This is a genomic window from Flavihumibacter fluminis (genome assembly GCF_021491375.1).
Classification (GTDB): Bacteria; Bacteroidota; Bacteroidia; order Chitinophagales; family Chitinophagaceae; genus Flavihumibacter; species Flavihumibacter fluminis.
In genome coordinates, this window is the sequence record NZ_JAKEVY010000002.1 from 588,363 (window position 1) to 603,399 (window position 15,037).

A 15,037-nucleotide genomic window follows, 5' to 3' on the forward strand; every position below is an offset into this window, starting at 1 on the left:
GGGGTCGGAAAACGGCGGAAGAGATCAATTGCCGTGGATTTTCATGGATCTTAGAAAAGAAAGTTGATTGACATTGGATTCGTCGGTTTCATAAGATATTGAAAGAGTTCTGGACGGTTGTTACTGGACATTGGATGGTTGGAGGTTGCGATTCCCGTCAATCAACTTCTGATACAAATGTAGTAAGCCTGAAGGCCCGGTACAAGAGCGGAATTGCTGAATTTTGGGGATTCGGTAATTACTGCTTGTTTCGTAAAATTTCGACTGCCAGAAAGGATAGTTACGATGGGAAAAAGGCTAATTTTATGAAAAATCCCCAGCATGGTAGATTCCGCACACATATATTTACGTAGAATTACTATAGTGGATATTCCGGATTTTTTACATCTTGCAAACCGAAATCTGCTGTATAGCAGGGTTTCACCAATAGTAAAATTCACCGTATGAAAAAACCAGACCCCAACCATCCTATCAAGGTGGCGATTGCCGATGATCATGCTCTCTTTCGCGCTGGCGTTAAAACTGCCCTGTCAGCGAAAAAAGATGTAGAGTTGATTGCAGAGGCGGATAATGGGATGCAGCTTTTGAACCTTCTGAAACATATTGAGCCGGATGTGATCCTGCTTGATATCCAGATGCCAATCATGGATGGAATTAGCACCCTTCCTGAGATACGTAAGATTAATCCGCATGTAAAAGTGATTATTCTTTCAATGCACAATGATCATTCCATGATCTCCAAACTAATGGAAATTGGTGCCAATTCCTATCTTACCAAAAACTCTGATTCGGAAACCATCTATCAGGCTATAAAGACCTGTTATGAACAGGAATTCTTTTTTAACGAACTCACCAATAAAGCGTTACTGACTGGTTTGCGTACGCGTAAAAATGAGCCTGAACATCTCATGGATGCCCAACTTTCGGAAAAAGAAATCCGGATTTTGAAACTGATGTGTGAAGAGAAGACCACCAAAGAAATTGCGGATATCGTGGATATCAGTCCCAGGACCGTAGAAGCAATCCGTGATAAATTAAAGACTAAAACCGGTGCTAAATCAATGGCCGGACTTGTAATGTATGCAGTGAAAAAAGGGTTCGTTCAGGAAACCTGAGCACACCTAAAAGCTACTTTATAAAAATGCCAGGCTAAGGCCTCCGGATAATTCAACCGGTAGAACTTCTTCCTCTGTTTGTTCATCTTTTGAACAGACAGAGGATTTTTGTTTGCATATAATGCCGGCATTTGCACCTGATATCACGAGGCTGCCGGAAAAAATTACCAGGGCAAAAACGAATGTGAATTTTAACAGAAGGGCTTTCATCTCAAATGGTTGTGCCCATTTTGACAGCATTCAATAACCTTCCGTTGTACCAGCACAAAAAAAATCAGGGTACTTATCAGGAACCTCGTAAAATTTCTACAATGTCTAGGTATTAGTACTCAATTTGGGCATCCATTCGTCGAAATTTTCGATAAAAGCTTTCATTTCTTCGACGGTAGTTAGAATTTTAACGTTATATCCTCGTATCCAAATCCGACTATGAAAAAACTATACTTATTTCTATCCCTATTACTCAACCTTATATTTTACCAGGTCGGTTGGTCACAGGCCTGTACTCTGACCATTAACTCAGCAGTACCCCAGGAATCAAGATGCAGAGCTACCGGATCTATTACGGTTGCTGCTTCAGGTGGGTCGGGTAATTACAATTATCGCGTAACCGGGCCTCTTTCTACGCCCTATACGTCCTCGACAACTATTTCCGGATTATCTGCAGGCACCTACACCGTACTGGTTCAGGATGTAACCACCAATTGTGTAGCAGAACTACAGAATATTGTAATTCCGGGAACTTATGAGGATCCCCGTTTCAACCTGTCTAAAACAGACGAAACCTGTTTGAACGCCAGCAACGGAACAATCACGGTTAACAATCAAACCGGTGGACGGGCTCCCTACACTTTTACAATTGTCGCTCCTTCACCGGCCGGTGTTGGTACTTCCAATTCATCTGGAGTTTTTACCGGTTTGCCTGGTGGAGAGTATGCCATTGAATTGAAGGACTCCTGTGGTGGTATTCAGACACGCCGTATCAATGTACTTGCATACGATTGGTGGATTGAAAACCATAGTGGAGCCAGAGTGAATTGCCGGGATGCCAATTTTGAATTGAGGCTGCGTGATTCAAGAGGTAATTCCAATACAAGCTCATCGGTATTCGATACCTTCCAGTATGGAGTGGTCAATAGCCCTGGTGATACCAGCTGGTACAGCAGTTATCAATTTACATACGACCTTGAATCACGTCGATCTGTTCGTTTGGTAGCAAAAGACGCTTGCGGTAATGTGAGAGGAGTGAACTGGTCTGATAATAGTATTCCTTCAGTTGCCAATGTTGTGGCTACTTCTTTCCAGTCCTGTAATAGTTTCACAGCAACTATCACCGGACAAACCAACCTGACCAATCCAACCTATTGTCTGTTCAACAGCAGTAATGTTCAGATTGCCTGTAATACTACAGGAATATTCCCTGGTATTCAGGAAGGAACCTATTCCATCACAGTACGTGATGACTGTTTTGACACAACTATCACCCGCAATTTTGTGCTGGCTCAACCAGTGTTGAGCCTGAACCCGAATGTCAGTTTAAACAGAGTGAGTTGTGATCAGGTTTCCGCCTCTGTAAGCGGACTGGTGAATTTTACCAATCCCAATTTCTGCCTGTTCAACAGTGCCGGTGTACAATTGGCATGTAATACAACGGGAAGTTTCCCCAATCTTGCTAATGGATCCTATTGTATTGAGGTGAAGGATGGCTGTTATGATACCACCATCACCAGGTGTTTCTCAGTAGAACCCCTCATTCCTTCCGTAGCAGCCAGTGTAACAGTGAGTGATCCTCAGTGTGACAACGTGGATGTAAGCATAAGCGGACAAACCAATCTTACCAATCCACAATTTTGTTTATTCGACCAGGCCGGTGTGCAAATTGCATGTAATACTACCGGAAGCTTTGGAAACATTCCTTACGGAAATTACTGCATGCGCATTACGAATGATGCTGCCTGTTATGATACCACAATTGAACGTTGTTTTACCGTATTGCCAATTCCACCGTCTGTTAACTCACAACTGGATGTGGTAAGAAATTGTTCTACCATTGATCTGAGTATAGGCGGACAAACCAACCTGACCAATCCTCAGTATTGTTTGTACGATGCTGCAAATACCCTGATTGGTTGTAATACCACTGGTGTATTCCCCGGACTGCCTTATGGTTCCTACTGTATGGATATCCGTAACGACGTAAATTGTTATGATACAACGATACGACGTTGTATAACAGTTACTCCCAATATCCCATCTGTTGGATCTCTCCAGGTTGGTAGCAGGGGTTGTACCGGATTTACGATGAGTCTGAATGGACTGACTAATCTTTCCAATCCACTCTTCCGTTTGAAAAACAGCAGTGGAACCGTAATTGGGACCAATACCAATGGTGTATTCAGCAATGTACCTTATGGTACCTACTGTATGGAAGTACAAAACGATCCGGCATGTTACGATACATTGATTACACGTTGCATGACAGTAACGCAAAATATTCCAAATGCAGGTAGCGCCCGGGCCTTTAATAGAACCTGTACAGGTTTTAACGCAGAAATTCAATGGGTGTCAAATTTTAGCTCACCAACTTATACCCTTAGGGATTCTGCGAATAATGTAGTGGCATCGAACACTACCGGCAGATTTTTTAATCTTCCGTATGGTTCCTATTGTATTGGAATCCGGGATAACTGTTATGATACAACGATTACACGTTGTCTGGAAGTGCGTCGTTCTTCTCCAGGTATCTCCCTTCTTGCGCAACCATCCTGTGTGTTTAACAAAACCAATATCAGGGTTACTGCATCCAATGGATTCGCCCCTTATACTATCAATGTTTATACACCCGAGGATTCGCTGGTTGCAACCGTAACCAGCTGGAGTACCACCTTATGGGCGAATGAACTGGATATGTTACCGGGAGGTCAGCAGTACCGGGTAGAATTAACCGATAATTGCGGTAGTGCTACCAGTAGTAATGTAACACCTGTGATGAGCACCTTCAATAGTGATCTGCAGGTAACAGCCAAATGTCCCTCTGGTGTGAATCAGAATGGTTCTTCTGAGTTAACCGTAACCGTTAGTTCCAATCTTGGGATTATTAGTCCAGTTATCATTCGAAAAGATGGTAATGTGGTGAACATGCCATATAACACCGGATCCGTAGCGGTTTATAAATGGATGGATCTGGAACCGGCCACCTATGTAATTCAATACAATCTACCGGGAAGTTGTAACAACAAAGGATACGACACCGTGGTGGTAGGTGCTTATCAATATCCTCAATTGGATAAATCAGCTTCCTACCAGTGTGATAACAATTCCTTCAGCGTAGGTGCCAACGTAACAGGGGGGGCTCCACCGTTCATGTATGAAATTATCGGAAGTGTTCCGGCAGCACCATCAATCGTTGCACCACCCCAGGCAAGTCCGGTTTTCAATATCAATAATGGAAGCAGCTATTCCCTGGTTCGTTTGAGAGTAGTGGACTACTGTGGTAATGCAACGTTGAATGATGTCAGCGTACTGCCATTGCAGAATATCGTTGTAACTGCACAATCAGACTGTTATTATACGGATGTTACCCTTTCTGTACCGGTTTTCCCCAATGCCAGTTATGAATGGTATCAGAAATTATCTGACACTGATAGTGTGCTGGTAAGTACAGATCGGGAGTATATGATTCCTTACCTGGAGCCTGACGGAATAGGTGAATATGTATCAAAAGTATCTGTAAACAACGGATGTTTGATCCGACTCAGCTATTACAACGTAACCGGAAATTGCGGAGGCGTATTATCTGATAAGATTAAACTGAATGGTAAAACCATCCGGAAAGCACACCAGTTGACCTGGAATCATTTACAATCCGGTGATATCGTTCGTTACCAGGTAGAGCGACTGCATCCTGTAACAAACGAATTCCAGGTGATAGGTGAAGTAAACGTAACAGGAAATCGTGCCGGAACTCAGTTTAGTTATACCGATGACCGCCTGACTGGGCCACTACACCAATACCGGATCAAAGCCATTGATAAGAGTGGCAGAGTAAGCTATAGCAACCTGGTGAAATTAAAAGCGGAAGCGTCAGCGGTACTTCCAATCCGGATCTATCCAAACCCGGTGAAGGATGTTGTGAATATCGCGTTCCAGGCAAATCAACCGGGACTGTATCAGTTGGATCTCATGAATGTTGCCGGCCAGGTATTGTACCAGACCCAGAAAGCGGTAGGCGGACCTGTAACCGTTACACTCGAGCGTAAAGTATCCATGAAGCCAGGTGTTTACTTCCTGAAAGTCAGAAATACGGAGACCGGGGTGGAAACTATTGAGAAATTACTGTTCCAATAATTTGACTGCAGCATATAAGTAATTATTTTTACTAATATGCTGCAGTTATTCCCTAAAACTACTGGCCTGGTGCTGGTTGTTTTTTTACTTTCCTGTACCAAATCGGGTGAATCAGGTACTATTCAACCCTTGTTTAAAGAACCTGTAGGTGCGCTGTTGCCGGGGAATTTTCCCGGGGAAGTATCCGGTATAGCAGACAGTTATACTCAGCCTGGTTCTATCTGGATGATTCAGGACAGCCAAAATGGGAATGAGTTGCTCCGGGTAAATCATTCCGGTGAATTACAGGAAGCAGTTGCTCTGCCAGGTTCCGAAAACCGTGATTGGGAAGATCTTGCAATTGGCGCGGGACCCGATCCGGCACTAAAGTATTTATACATTGCTGAAACCGGCGACAATGCGAGCCAGTATTCGGAATATGCCATTTACCGGATCGAAGAGCCCGGAGCAGGAGTTACAACCGTACAGAATCTCGTTAAAATCCGGTTTGTGTATGGTGATGGAGCTTCACATAATACGGAAGCCATTTTGGTTGACCCTTCTTCAAAAGATATCCTATTGGTAACCAAAGAAAAGCCTGCAAAGGTTTTTGTACTGCGTTACCCCTATAAAACAAATGAACTGAATTCAGCTGTACTCGCTGGAGCAACCAAACTGGAAACAGTAACAGGCGCAGCTATTGGAGGAGACGGAAAGGAATTGTTATTGAGGACCTATACAGGAATCTTTTACTGGAAAAGAAACAATGGTGAATCTGTTGAAGCGGCGTTACAACGGGAAGCGGTTTCGATACCACCGGCACTTGAGCCTCAGGGAGAAGCCATTGCTTTCAAGACTGATTTGAAAGGGTTTTATACCTTAAGTGAAAACGCGGGATTGCCGGTGACACTCCGACTCAATTATTATGCACGGAATTAATTGCGGCTTCCAGTTCAGGCATGGAAATCCCCATATGACTCGCAGTATAAACAATAGATTCATTCCGAATCAGGAGAATCTGAGGAGATTCATGTTCAACACCAAAGGTATCAGCTACAGCATTGGAAACTGGACGATATTGAATCAGATCCAGATAATGAAAATCAATGCCTTCCGGTGGAGTTGATTTTTCCAGTCTGTTTTTTGCCATGGCACTAATCGAACAGCGTGTGCTGTGCTTAAAAATAACCTGGGGTTTATGGAGAGAAGCCTGCCGGATTATTTCAATTTGTTCCAGGCTGGAGAGCATATTCCAATTCATAGTAATAGCTATTTAATAACCTATCATTCCGGAAGACATCTTACAACCACCTCTTGAAGTTGTGCAAGAGCTGAAACCCACAGCAAGCAAACTTGCCAATCCAATAACTAGCAACAATTTTTTCATGATTTCCAGATTTATGGATATACCCTTGCAAATTACATACCTAAGTCCAATCTGCCAGTGAAAAAGGGTAGATACATACAAATTATTAATAATTTATGGTATGGTTAACAGGAGCTGATTGGGCAAACTGTCAATAAGTGTACATTTGCGCCATGCCATTACAATTACAGCGACCCATAGCATTTATTGACCTTGAGACAACCGGCACCAACCTGGGGACCGATAGAATTGTGGAGATAGCGATCGTAAGGATCGGAAAGGACAACAGCAGAACAAATAAACGGAAATTAATTAACCCGGAAATGCCGATCCCGGTGGGTGCTTCAGACATACATGGCATCACAGATGAAATGGTTAAAGACGCACCGACTTTTCGCCAGGTAGCCAATGAATTGAAGCAATTCATGGAGAACTGTGATCTGGCCGGATACAATTCCAATCGTTTTGATATTCCGCTGCTGGTGGAAGAGTTTTTACGCGCAGGTCTTGAGTTTGAAGTAGGTTCCCGCAGATTACTGGATGTTCAGAAGATCTTTCACCTGATGGAACAGCGTACGCTGAGTGCAGCATATAAATTCTATTGTAATAAGACATTGGATGGTGCGCACAGCGCAGAAGTGGATGCAACAGCAACATGGGAAGTGCTGGAAGCGCAACTGGTCCGGTATCCGCAATTGGGCGATTCAGTGGAATCCATCATTAAATTCATTGGGGAAGAACAAATCGTTGATTTCGCCCGTCGCTTCGTTATGGTAAATGGAGTGGAAGTATTCAATTTTGGTAAACATAAAGGCCGCCCTGTTGCTGATGTCTTAAAATCAGAGCCACAGTATTACGACTGGATGATGAAGGGCGATTTCCCGCTTCATACCAAACAGAAATTGACTGAAATTTTAAACAGGACCCTGCTGAAGAAGCCTTAATTCAATTAATTTCGCCTCCGTTTTTGGAAAAGATAGTCATCATACCTACGTACAACGAGAAGGAAAATATTTCTTCCATCCTGCAGGCTATATTCGGGCTGCAACAGGATTTTCACGTATTGGTAATAGATGATGGGTCGCCGGATGGTACTGCACAGATTGTACAGGGTTTACAGCAACAGTATCCAGGTCAGTTATTCCTGGAACAGCGTACCGGTAAACTTGGCTTGGGAACTGCCTATATACATGGCTTTAAATGGTCCCTGGCCAAAGGGTACAAGTATATATTTGAGATGGATGCCGATTTCTCACACAATCCCAAAGACCTGCAGCGGCTTTACCTGGCCTGTTCAGAAGGAGGGGCCGACCTTGCGATAGGGTCCAGGTGGGTAAAAGGCGGTGGCACTGTAAACTGGCCCTGGGATCGGATCTTTTTATCAAAAGGAGGAAGCTGGTATACCCGCATTATAACCTGGATGCCTGTAAAAGACACTACCGCAGGATTTGTCTGTTACAAACGGGAAGTACTGGAAGCAATCAATCTGGATGAGATTCGCTTTCTCGGTTATGCATTTCAGATAGAAATGAAATTTGCCGCCTGGAAACTAGGATTTAAGATAAAAGAGGTTCCCATCATCTTTGAGGACAGGCAGTATGGTGTATCCAAAATGCACAAAGGCATAGTAAAGGAAGGTGTTCTCGGGGTGCTGAAACTTCGCTGGGAGAGTCTGTTTAAAGACTATCATAACCGGATGAAAAATAATGAAGAAGAAGCTGCCGCATGAAAACAGCTTTTATTCGGTTGCATATCGCCGTTATACTAGCAGGTTTTACAGGTGTCCTGGGCAGATTGATTACACTCAATGAGGCACTGATCGTATTTTACAGGCTGCTATTAAGTGCGCTCGCACTCTGGCTCATTGCAGTATTCCGGAAGACCATCAAAAAAATTCCATTATCGCAACTGGCTGCCATCTTCGGAGTTGGTTTCATTGCCGCCATACATTGGGTAACATTTTATGGAGCGATAAAATATTCCAATGTATCAGTTACGCTGGTCTGTTTTTCCGCTATCGGATTTTTTACCGCACTTATAGAACCTTTATTGCTGAGGAAAAAACCGGTCTGGCAGGAGCTGGCACTGGGCTTATTGGTGATTCTTGGCATATTCATCATTTTTCAATTTGATACCCGTTACCAAACCGGTATTATTATCGGGGTGATATCGGCCTTTCTGGGGGCCATCTTTCCTGTGTTGAACAGAATCCTGCTGAAGAAGGTTACGGTTGAAACTTTGGTAACCTATGAGCTCACAGGAGGGTTTCTTACATTGAGTTGTTTAATGCCTGTTTATTTTTATTTTTTTCCGACAACGGTGCTTACCCCAAGTTGGACGGATTGGGGTTGGTTGCTCGTGTTATCACTGATTTGTACGGTATGGGCATTTTATTTATCCTCTTATGCCCTTAAATATATTTCTGCTTTTACTGTAAATCTTACCTATAACCTGGAGCCGGTTTACGGCATATTGCTGGCTTTTTTTCTATTCCAGGAAAATGCAGTACTTGGGTTACATTTCTATATTGGGCTGCTTATTATTGTATCAGCCGTTTTACTGCAGTTGTTTCGCGTCTGGAAAGCACATCGATAAACCGGATTGCTTAATTTTAGCTACTAAACAGTACACACATGCGGAATTTTTGTTGGGCTCTGTTCCTTCTGATTAGCTATCTGCCTGCCAGTTCCCAAAAAAAGCCATTGAATCATAGTGTTTATGATCAATGGCAGAATATTGGTGAACGAATCCTGAGCAGTGATGGCAAATGGCTCGCTTATACGGTAGTAGTTCAGGAAGGCGATGGGCATTTATCTATCAAGTCAACCAGTGGAGATAAATCCTGGCAATTTCCACGTTGTTACCAGGCGATGTTTAGCTATGATAGTCGCTTTTTGGTTGCGCGTATCAAGCCTTTTTTTAAGGACACCCGTCAGGCAAGAATTCTTAAGAAAGGGCCAAATGATATGCCTAAGGATTCCCTGTTAATCCTTGATCTGGAGAAAGGTACCGAGCAACGGATTGCAGAAGTAAAATCTTACCAGATGCCGCCAAAAGGCGGCCACTTCCTTGCTTACAATAAATGGAAAACTAGCCCCGTATCTCCCCGGCCAGTTGTTACGGATTCACTTACCCGGTTGCAGCGTATGTTGCAGATGGCAGACAGCCTGAACCGTGTCTCTGATAGTTTGCGTAATAAAGTAAATGAAGCACGGATTAAAGGCATGGCAGCTATCCAGCCAGCCAAACCGCAGGCTACTGGCAAAAAGCCCGAGTCTGTTGAAGAAGGAACAGAATTGATTGTTCGCGATCTGAGTACAGGTAAAGAATGGATTCATAAGCTGGTATTGGAATATAAGTTTGCAGAATTTGGACAGGGATTGGTAATTGAACAGAGCAGAAAGAATAATGACAGCTTAAGTGAAGCCCGTCTGTTGTGGCAGGATTTTACCAATAACCGGATTGATACCATCTTGTCCGGTTTCCAGGAAGCAAAATCATTTGCCATTTCAGAAGCAGGTAATCGACTTGCTTTTGTAATTCAAAAAGATAGCAGTGCAAAAGCGCTGAAAAAATATTACCAGTTGTATTATTTTGAAACGGGTCAGGGTAAAGCAAAAGAGCTGCTCAACAGATCTTCACCGGGGATGAGTAAGCAACTGGTCATCAGTCCGGATTTCTCGAATTATTTCAGCCAGAATGGTAAGCGACTTTTCTTTGGACTCGCTCCTGATCGTCCGGTTAAGGATACCAGCCTGGTTGAATTTGAAACGGCTAAACTGGATGTCTGGAATTATAAAGATGATTATCTGCAACCACAGCAATTGGTCAATCTATCCAATGAGCTGAGAAAAAGCTGGCTGGCTGTATGGGATCAGGAAACAGGAAGCTGGTTGCAGCTGGCTGATGATAGTTGCGAAACTGTGATGCCGGGTGATGAGGGAAATGCAACCCATGCATTGGGAATGAGCAACCTGGGTTACCGGGTTGAACAACAATGGAAACAGGATGGTGCGGTTCGTTTATACCTGGTGGATATAAAAACCGGGAAACGCAAGCTGATTACAGAGCGGGCTAACCGCGGAACTGTACGTTTGTCGCCCGGTGGAAATTTTGTGCTTTGGTATGATCCGATACAGAAGCACTGGATCAGCTATTCAAATCAGTCTGGCCTAAAATCGGTTATTACAAAATCAATTACAGTTCCCCTCTATGATGAAGAGCATGATACACCTTCAGATGCGCCGCCGCATGGATTGATGGGATGGAAGGAAAAGGATGAGAAAGTGTACATCTACGATAAATATGATATTTGGGTAGTGGATCCGAATGGAAAGGAAACAGCTAAATTACTGACCCAGGGATGGGGCAGAAAAAATAAAATCAGCATTCGGAATGAAGTGCTGGATCGCGAAGAGCGCTTTCTGAAAGATGGTCAGTCTTTGTTGTTTCAATTGTTTGACAATGTTTCAAAAGGATACGGATGGAAAACCTATACAATGGGTGCTGCATTTATAGCAGGTAATCCGGCTACTTTAATCCATCCATCAGTAGTGGATGGTGCGATCAAAGCGAAGAAAAGTAATGAACTGCTGTTTGTAAAAGAAATGCCGTCTGCCAGGGATCTCTGGTTGACGAGCTTAAACGAAGCCGAAAACGCAACAGCCCATCGAAAAGTCAGTGAACTCAATCCACAGCAGCAGCAATACAATTGGTTTACGGTGGAACTTCATAAATGGAAAATGCTGGATGGAAAAATGAGTGAAGGGCTACTCTACAAACCAGAGAATTTTGATGCCTCAAAAAAATATCCGGTGATCTTTTATTTCTATGAAAAGAATGCGGACAGGAGGTATAATTATATAGAACCTATGCCAGTTAGGGCTTCTGTTAATATCGCCTATTACACCAGCAATGGTTACCTGGTTTTTGATCCCAATATTTATTATAAAACCGGTCAGCCTGGTGAAGATGCATATAATTCGGTTGTATCGGCTGCACGGTATTTGTCGAAGTTCAAATTTGTGGATTCCACAAAAATGGGATTACAGGGACATAGCTGGGGAGGTTACCAAATTGCTTACCTGATTACCCGAACCAATATGTTTGCAGCAGCAGAAGCAGGTGCACCGGTTAGTAATATGACCAGTGCGTATGGAGGCATTCGCTGGGGAACAGGCATTAGTCGCCAATTCCAGTATGAAAAGACCCAAAGCAGGCTAGGTGCCACGCTTTGGGAGAAACCTGAACTATACATTAAGAACAGTCCGCTTTTCCGTGCTGACAAAGTTAAAACGCCCTTGCTGATGTTGCACAACGATAAGGACGATGCCGTACCCTGGTACCAGGGCATTGAATATTTTACGGCATTACGCAGGTTAGGCAAACCGGTGTGGATGATTAATTACAATGATGAATTACACGGAATCAATGAACGTAGAAATAGAAAGGACTGGACCATCCGTATGGCTCAATTCTTCGATCATTATCTGAAAGGTGCACCTGCACCGGTATGGATGAAAGAAGGAGTGCCGGCAACACTGAAAGGAATCAACTGGGGCCTCGACTACTAAGAGATATATCGCACAAGGCAGCGCTTAGCTATAGGTAAAAGCGTTTCCTCTACAGGAAAAGAAAGATCTGAACAGATGGTGTACACCGCCGGATTGGGAAGTTCTTTCTTTTCTTTTATCAGTAATCCTTTCATTTGCTCAAACGTATTACTGATACTGCGATGCCATTCCGCTACAAAATTTGTTTTGATGGCCCGATACTGTTCGTCGTGTTTTTCGAATATACTTAACCGGTAGTAATAGATTAGCGTTTCTTTTCTATTGGTAGTACTTAGGAAAAAATAACCTTCTTTGTTTTCCAGTGGAATGATCCCTACCGGTTCAATCTGAATGTTGTCTTCTACAAATTCGAAGATTTCTGTACCACTTCGAATCGTGTCTTTCATCTTGCCGGTTGAATAGTGAATGATGTTTTCAAGTTCTTCCATCATTTCATCGTCTTCAATCATCTGTTCATAGAGTAATTGCAATTTTTCAAGCTGGATGCCTGTGAGGCGTTTGGGAAACTGTTCCTGCAGAAATTTTTTATTCTCCCTGAACTGAACAAGGTTGTTATAATGAAAGATGATATCTGCCAATTGGGGATAGAGCCGGTTTTCATTGAAGTGCTGGTTAACTTCCTGCAGATAAGCAAGCAGGGTATATTTTTTCAGTTCGAAATCAATATATCCTTCGGCAAACCAGGTTTGGGATAATGTTTTCATGGTGAACTTATTTTCCTTAATTTACTGAAATTGCTGTTAAAACAACGTTTATGAAATCAGTCCTGCCATTGCTGCTCCTTACTTTTTTACTAACGGGATGTTATCAGAAATATTATATCGTACGGCATGCGGAGAAGGCGCAGGAAAGTAGTGGCACTACCATGCAAACGGCTGGTAATCCACCCTTATCAGATGCAGGACAACAGCGTGCAAAGGATTTGGCTGAACGATTAAAAGGAGAGAAGATTGGCGCGATCTATTCAACCAACACAACAAGAACCAGGGAAACGGCAACCCCCTCTGCCGCACAGGCAGGACTGACTATTCAAACATATGGCAGAATAGACTCCAGCCTGATCAATCAGTTTAAAGCATTGAAATCAAACACGCTGATCGTTGGTCACAGCAATACGGTAGATGATCTGGTCAATGGATTAACCGGAGAGCAATTGTTGAACGACCTGCCGGATGCGGCGTATGATAATCTGTATATCATCACCAAAAAAGGAAAAAGGCTGACACTTGTTCAATCCAAGTATGGTCAGCCCTCTCCGCAGTGATCTCTATGTGTGTGCTTAGATTTCCCTATGCGAATCGAAATGTTCCAGTTCTCTGGCAACAGCGCTTAAGAAGGTAGCTCCCAGGCTGCCATCAATGATGCGATGATCGTAACTCATGCTGAGGTACATCATGTGCCGGATCGCGATGGAATCGCCCTGTTCGGTTTCTATAACTACCGGACGTTTTTTAATTGCTCCAACGGCCAGGATTGCTACCTGCGGTTGCGGAATGATCGGTGTACCCATCAGGCTTCCGAATGTGCCCACATTGGTAAGTGTAAAGGTTCCGCCCTGTGTATCTTCCGGTCTGAGTTTGTTGTTACGCGCTGCATCTGCCAGTGTGTTCACCTGTTTGGTGAGTCCCACCAGGTTGAGCTGGTCGGCATTTTTAATCACTGGTACAATGAGGTTACCCGAGGGAAGGGCAGTAGCCATCCCAATATTGATATCTTTTTTTACGATGATCCGATCACCTTCCACACTACTGTTGATCAGCGGATATTTTTTTATGCAACGAACAATGGCTTCAATGAAAAGTGGTGTGAACGTGATCTTGGTACCTTCCTGTTTAATGAATTGCGACTTCACTTTATCGCGCCATAAAACAAGGTTAGTCACATCTGCTTCAGTAAAGCTGGTAACATGCGGACTTATCTGCTTGCTCTTCACCATGTGATCGGCAATCAGTTTGCGCATGCGATCCATTTCTATGATCTCTACATTATTGCCATAAGAACCGGAGGTTCTTTCAATCAACTGGCTTGAAGCCGGAGCAGGTTCTGTAGGTTTTGTAGCAACAGGTTGTTGTACTGGTGTAGCAACAGGTTGTGGTGTTCCTGATTTTTTATTCTGAACAAACTGAAGAATATCTTTTTTTGTTACACGTCCTTCATTACCGGTACCAGGAATCTGTTCCAGTTCGCTCATGGAAACTCCTTCACTTGCTGCAATATTTAATACAAGCGGCGAGTAAAAACGATTACCATTGCCAGTTATGGTATGTTCCGGATGGGTGGCCACAACTGGTTCAACAACCGAAGCAGGTGGTGCAACTTGAACAGCTACTGCTTCCGGTGCTTTCTCTTCTATGGGAGCAGCAATAGCCGGAGCCGACGTTTCAGCTGCCGCACCATTGGTACGGATGCGGGCAATAACAGAACCAATGGGAACTACATCATTGGGTTGATACAATACCTCTTCAATCACTCCGTCCGCCGTACTGGGAACTTCACTGTCTACTTTATCGGTTGCGATTTCCAGTACGGTTTCATCCTGCTTCACCGTATCCCCAGGGTTCTTCAGCCATTTCAGCACGGTGGCTTCCATGATACTTTCTCCCATTTTAGGCATTACCAGGTCAACTAGAGCCATAAGCATTCATCATTTGTGCGCC

The 15,037-nt window shown here is 43.5% G+C and carries 12 protein-coding genes; 8 read left to right on the plus strand and 4 right to left on the minus strand.

The features are described from left to right. Positions 1-443 precede the first annotated feature (443 nt). Positions 444-1,115: a response regulator transcription factor gene (locus tag L0U88_RS08845; RefSeq protein ID WP_234865684.1), complete on the plus strand. Its 672-nt coding sequence runs from the start codon at positions 444-446 to the stop codon at positions 1,113-1,115. Between the two features lie 18 nt (positions 1,116-1,133). Here L0U88_RS08845 and L0U88_RS08850 read toward each other — a convergent pair whose 3' ends face one another. Beyond that, positions 1,134-1,325, minus strand: a complete 192-nt coding sequence (locus L0U88_RS08850; RefSeq protein WP_234865685.1) for a hypothetical protein — start codon at positions 1,323-1,325, stop codon at positions 1,134-1,136. A gap of 219 nt (positions 1,326-1,544) precedes the next feature. Between L0U88_RS08850 and L0U88_RS08855 the strand changes: the two genes are divergently transcribed. Together L0U88_RS08855 and L0U88_RS08860 are read left to right on the plus strand one after the other, a co-directional pair. Further along, complete coding sequence (locus L0U88_RS08855; protein ID WP_234865686.1) at positions 1,545-5,462, plus strand: T9SS type A sorting domain-containing protein; 3,918 nt, start codon at positions 1,545-1,547, stop codon at positions 5,460-5,462. 36 nt (positions 5,463-5,498) lie between these two features. Beyond that, the gene (locus L0U88_RS08860; protein ID WP_234865687.1) at positions 5,499-6,380 is read left to right on the plus strand and encodes a hypothetical protein; all 882 of its coding nucleotides are present in this window, start codon (positions 5,499-5,501) and stop codon (positions 6,378-6,380) included. On the opposite strand, the gene ytxJ is transcribed toward L0U88_RS08860, so the two are convergent. After that, positions 6,358-6,702, minus strand: coding sequence for a bacillithiol system redox-active protein YtxJ (gene ytxJ / locus L0U88_RS08865; protein WP_234865688.1), 345 nt, complete (start codon positions 6,700-6,702; stop codon positions 6,358-6,360). The genes L0U88_RS08860 and ytxJ overlap by 23 nt on opposite strands. Before the next feature lie 278 nt (positions 6,703-6,980). Here ytxJ and L0U88_RS08870 point away from each other — a divergent pair, with 278 nt between their 5' ends. From L0U88_RS08870 to L0U88_RS08885, 4 genes are read left to right on the plus strand one after another with little or no spacing between them, the layout of a single operon-like run. Continuing rightward, the gene (locus L0U88_RS08870) at positions 6,981-7,751 is read left to right on the plus strand and encodes a 3'-5' exonuclease (protein WP_234865689.1); all 771 of its coding nucleotides are present in this window, start codon (positions 6,981-6,983) and stop codon (positions 7,749-7,751) included. Positions 7,752-7,774: 23 nt separating this feature from the next. Beyond that, complete coding sequence (locus L0U88_RS08875) at positions 7,775-8,536, plus strand: polyprenol monophosphomannose synthase (protein WP_234865690.1); 762 nt, start codon at positions 7,775-7,777, stop codon at positions 8,534-8,536. After that, the gene (locus L0U88_RS08880) at positions 8,533-9,402 is read left to right on the plus strand and encodes a DMT family transporter (protein ID WP_234865691.1); all 870 of its coding nucleotides are present in this window, start codon (positions 8,533-8,535) and stop codon (positions 9,400-9,402) included. Before L0U88_RS08875 ends, L0U88_RS08880 begins: the two co-directional genes overlap by 4 nt. 38 nt (positions 9,403-9,440) lie before the next feature. Further along, positions 9,441-12,380 (plus strand): alpha/beta hydrolase family protein, encoded by a 2,940-nt coding sequence (locus L0U88_RS08885; RefSeq protein ID WP_234865692.1) that lies wholly within the window; start codon positions 9,441-9,443, stop codon positions 12,378-12,380. On the opposite strand, the gene L0U88_RS08890 is transcribed toward L0U88_RS08885, so the two are convergent. Next, entirely contained in the window at positions 12,377-13,084 is a 708-nt protein-coding gene (locus L0U88_RS08890) for a hypothetical protein (RefSeq protein WP_234865693.1), read from the minus strand. The two genes, L0U88_RS08885 and L0U88_RS08890, sit on opposite strands and share 4 nt — an antisense overlap. Before the next feature lie 50 nt (positions 13,085-13,134). On the opposite strand from L0U88_RS08890, the gene L0U88_RS08895 reads away from it, so the two are divergent. Next, positions 13,135-13,644: a SixA phosphatase family protein gene (locus L0U88_RS08895; protein WP_234865694.1), complete on the plus strand. Its 510-nt coding sequence runs from the start codon at positions 13,135-13,137 to the stop codon at positions 13,642-13,644. Between the two features lie 15 nt (positions 13,645-13,659). Here the strand turns inward: L0U88_RS08895 and L0U88_RS08900 are convergent, their stop codons facing one another. Beyond that, positions 13,660-15,015 carry a dihydrolipoamide acetyltransferase family protein gene (locus L0U88_RS08900; RefSeq protein ID WP_234865695.1) on the minus strand — a complete coding sequence of 452 codons (1,356 nt, stop codon included), beginning with the start codon at positions 15,013-15,015 and terminating at the stop codon, positions 13,660-13,662. Between the last annotated feature and the right edge of the window lie 22 nt (positions 15,016-15,037).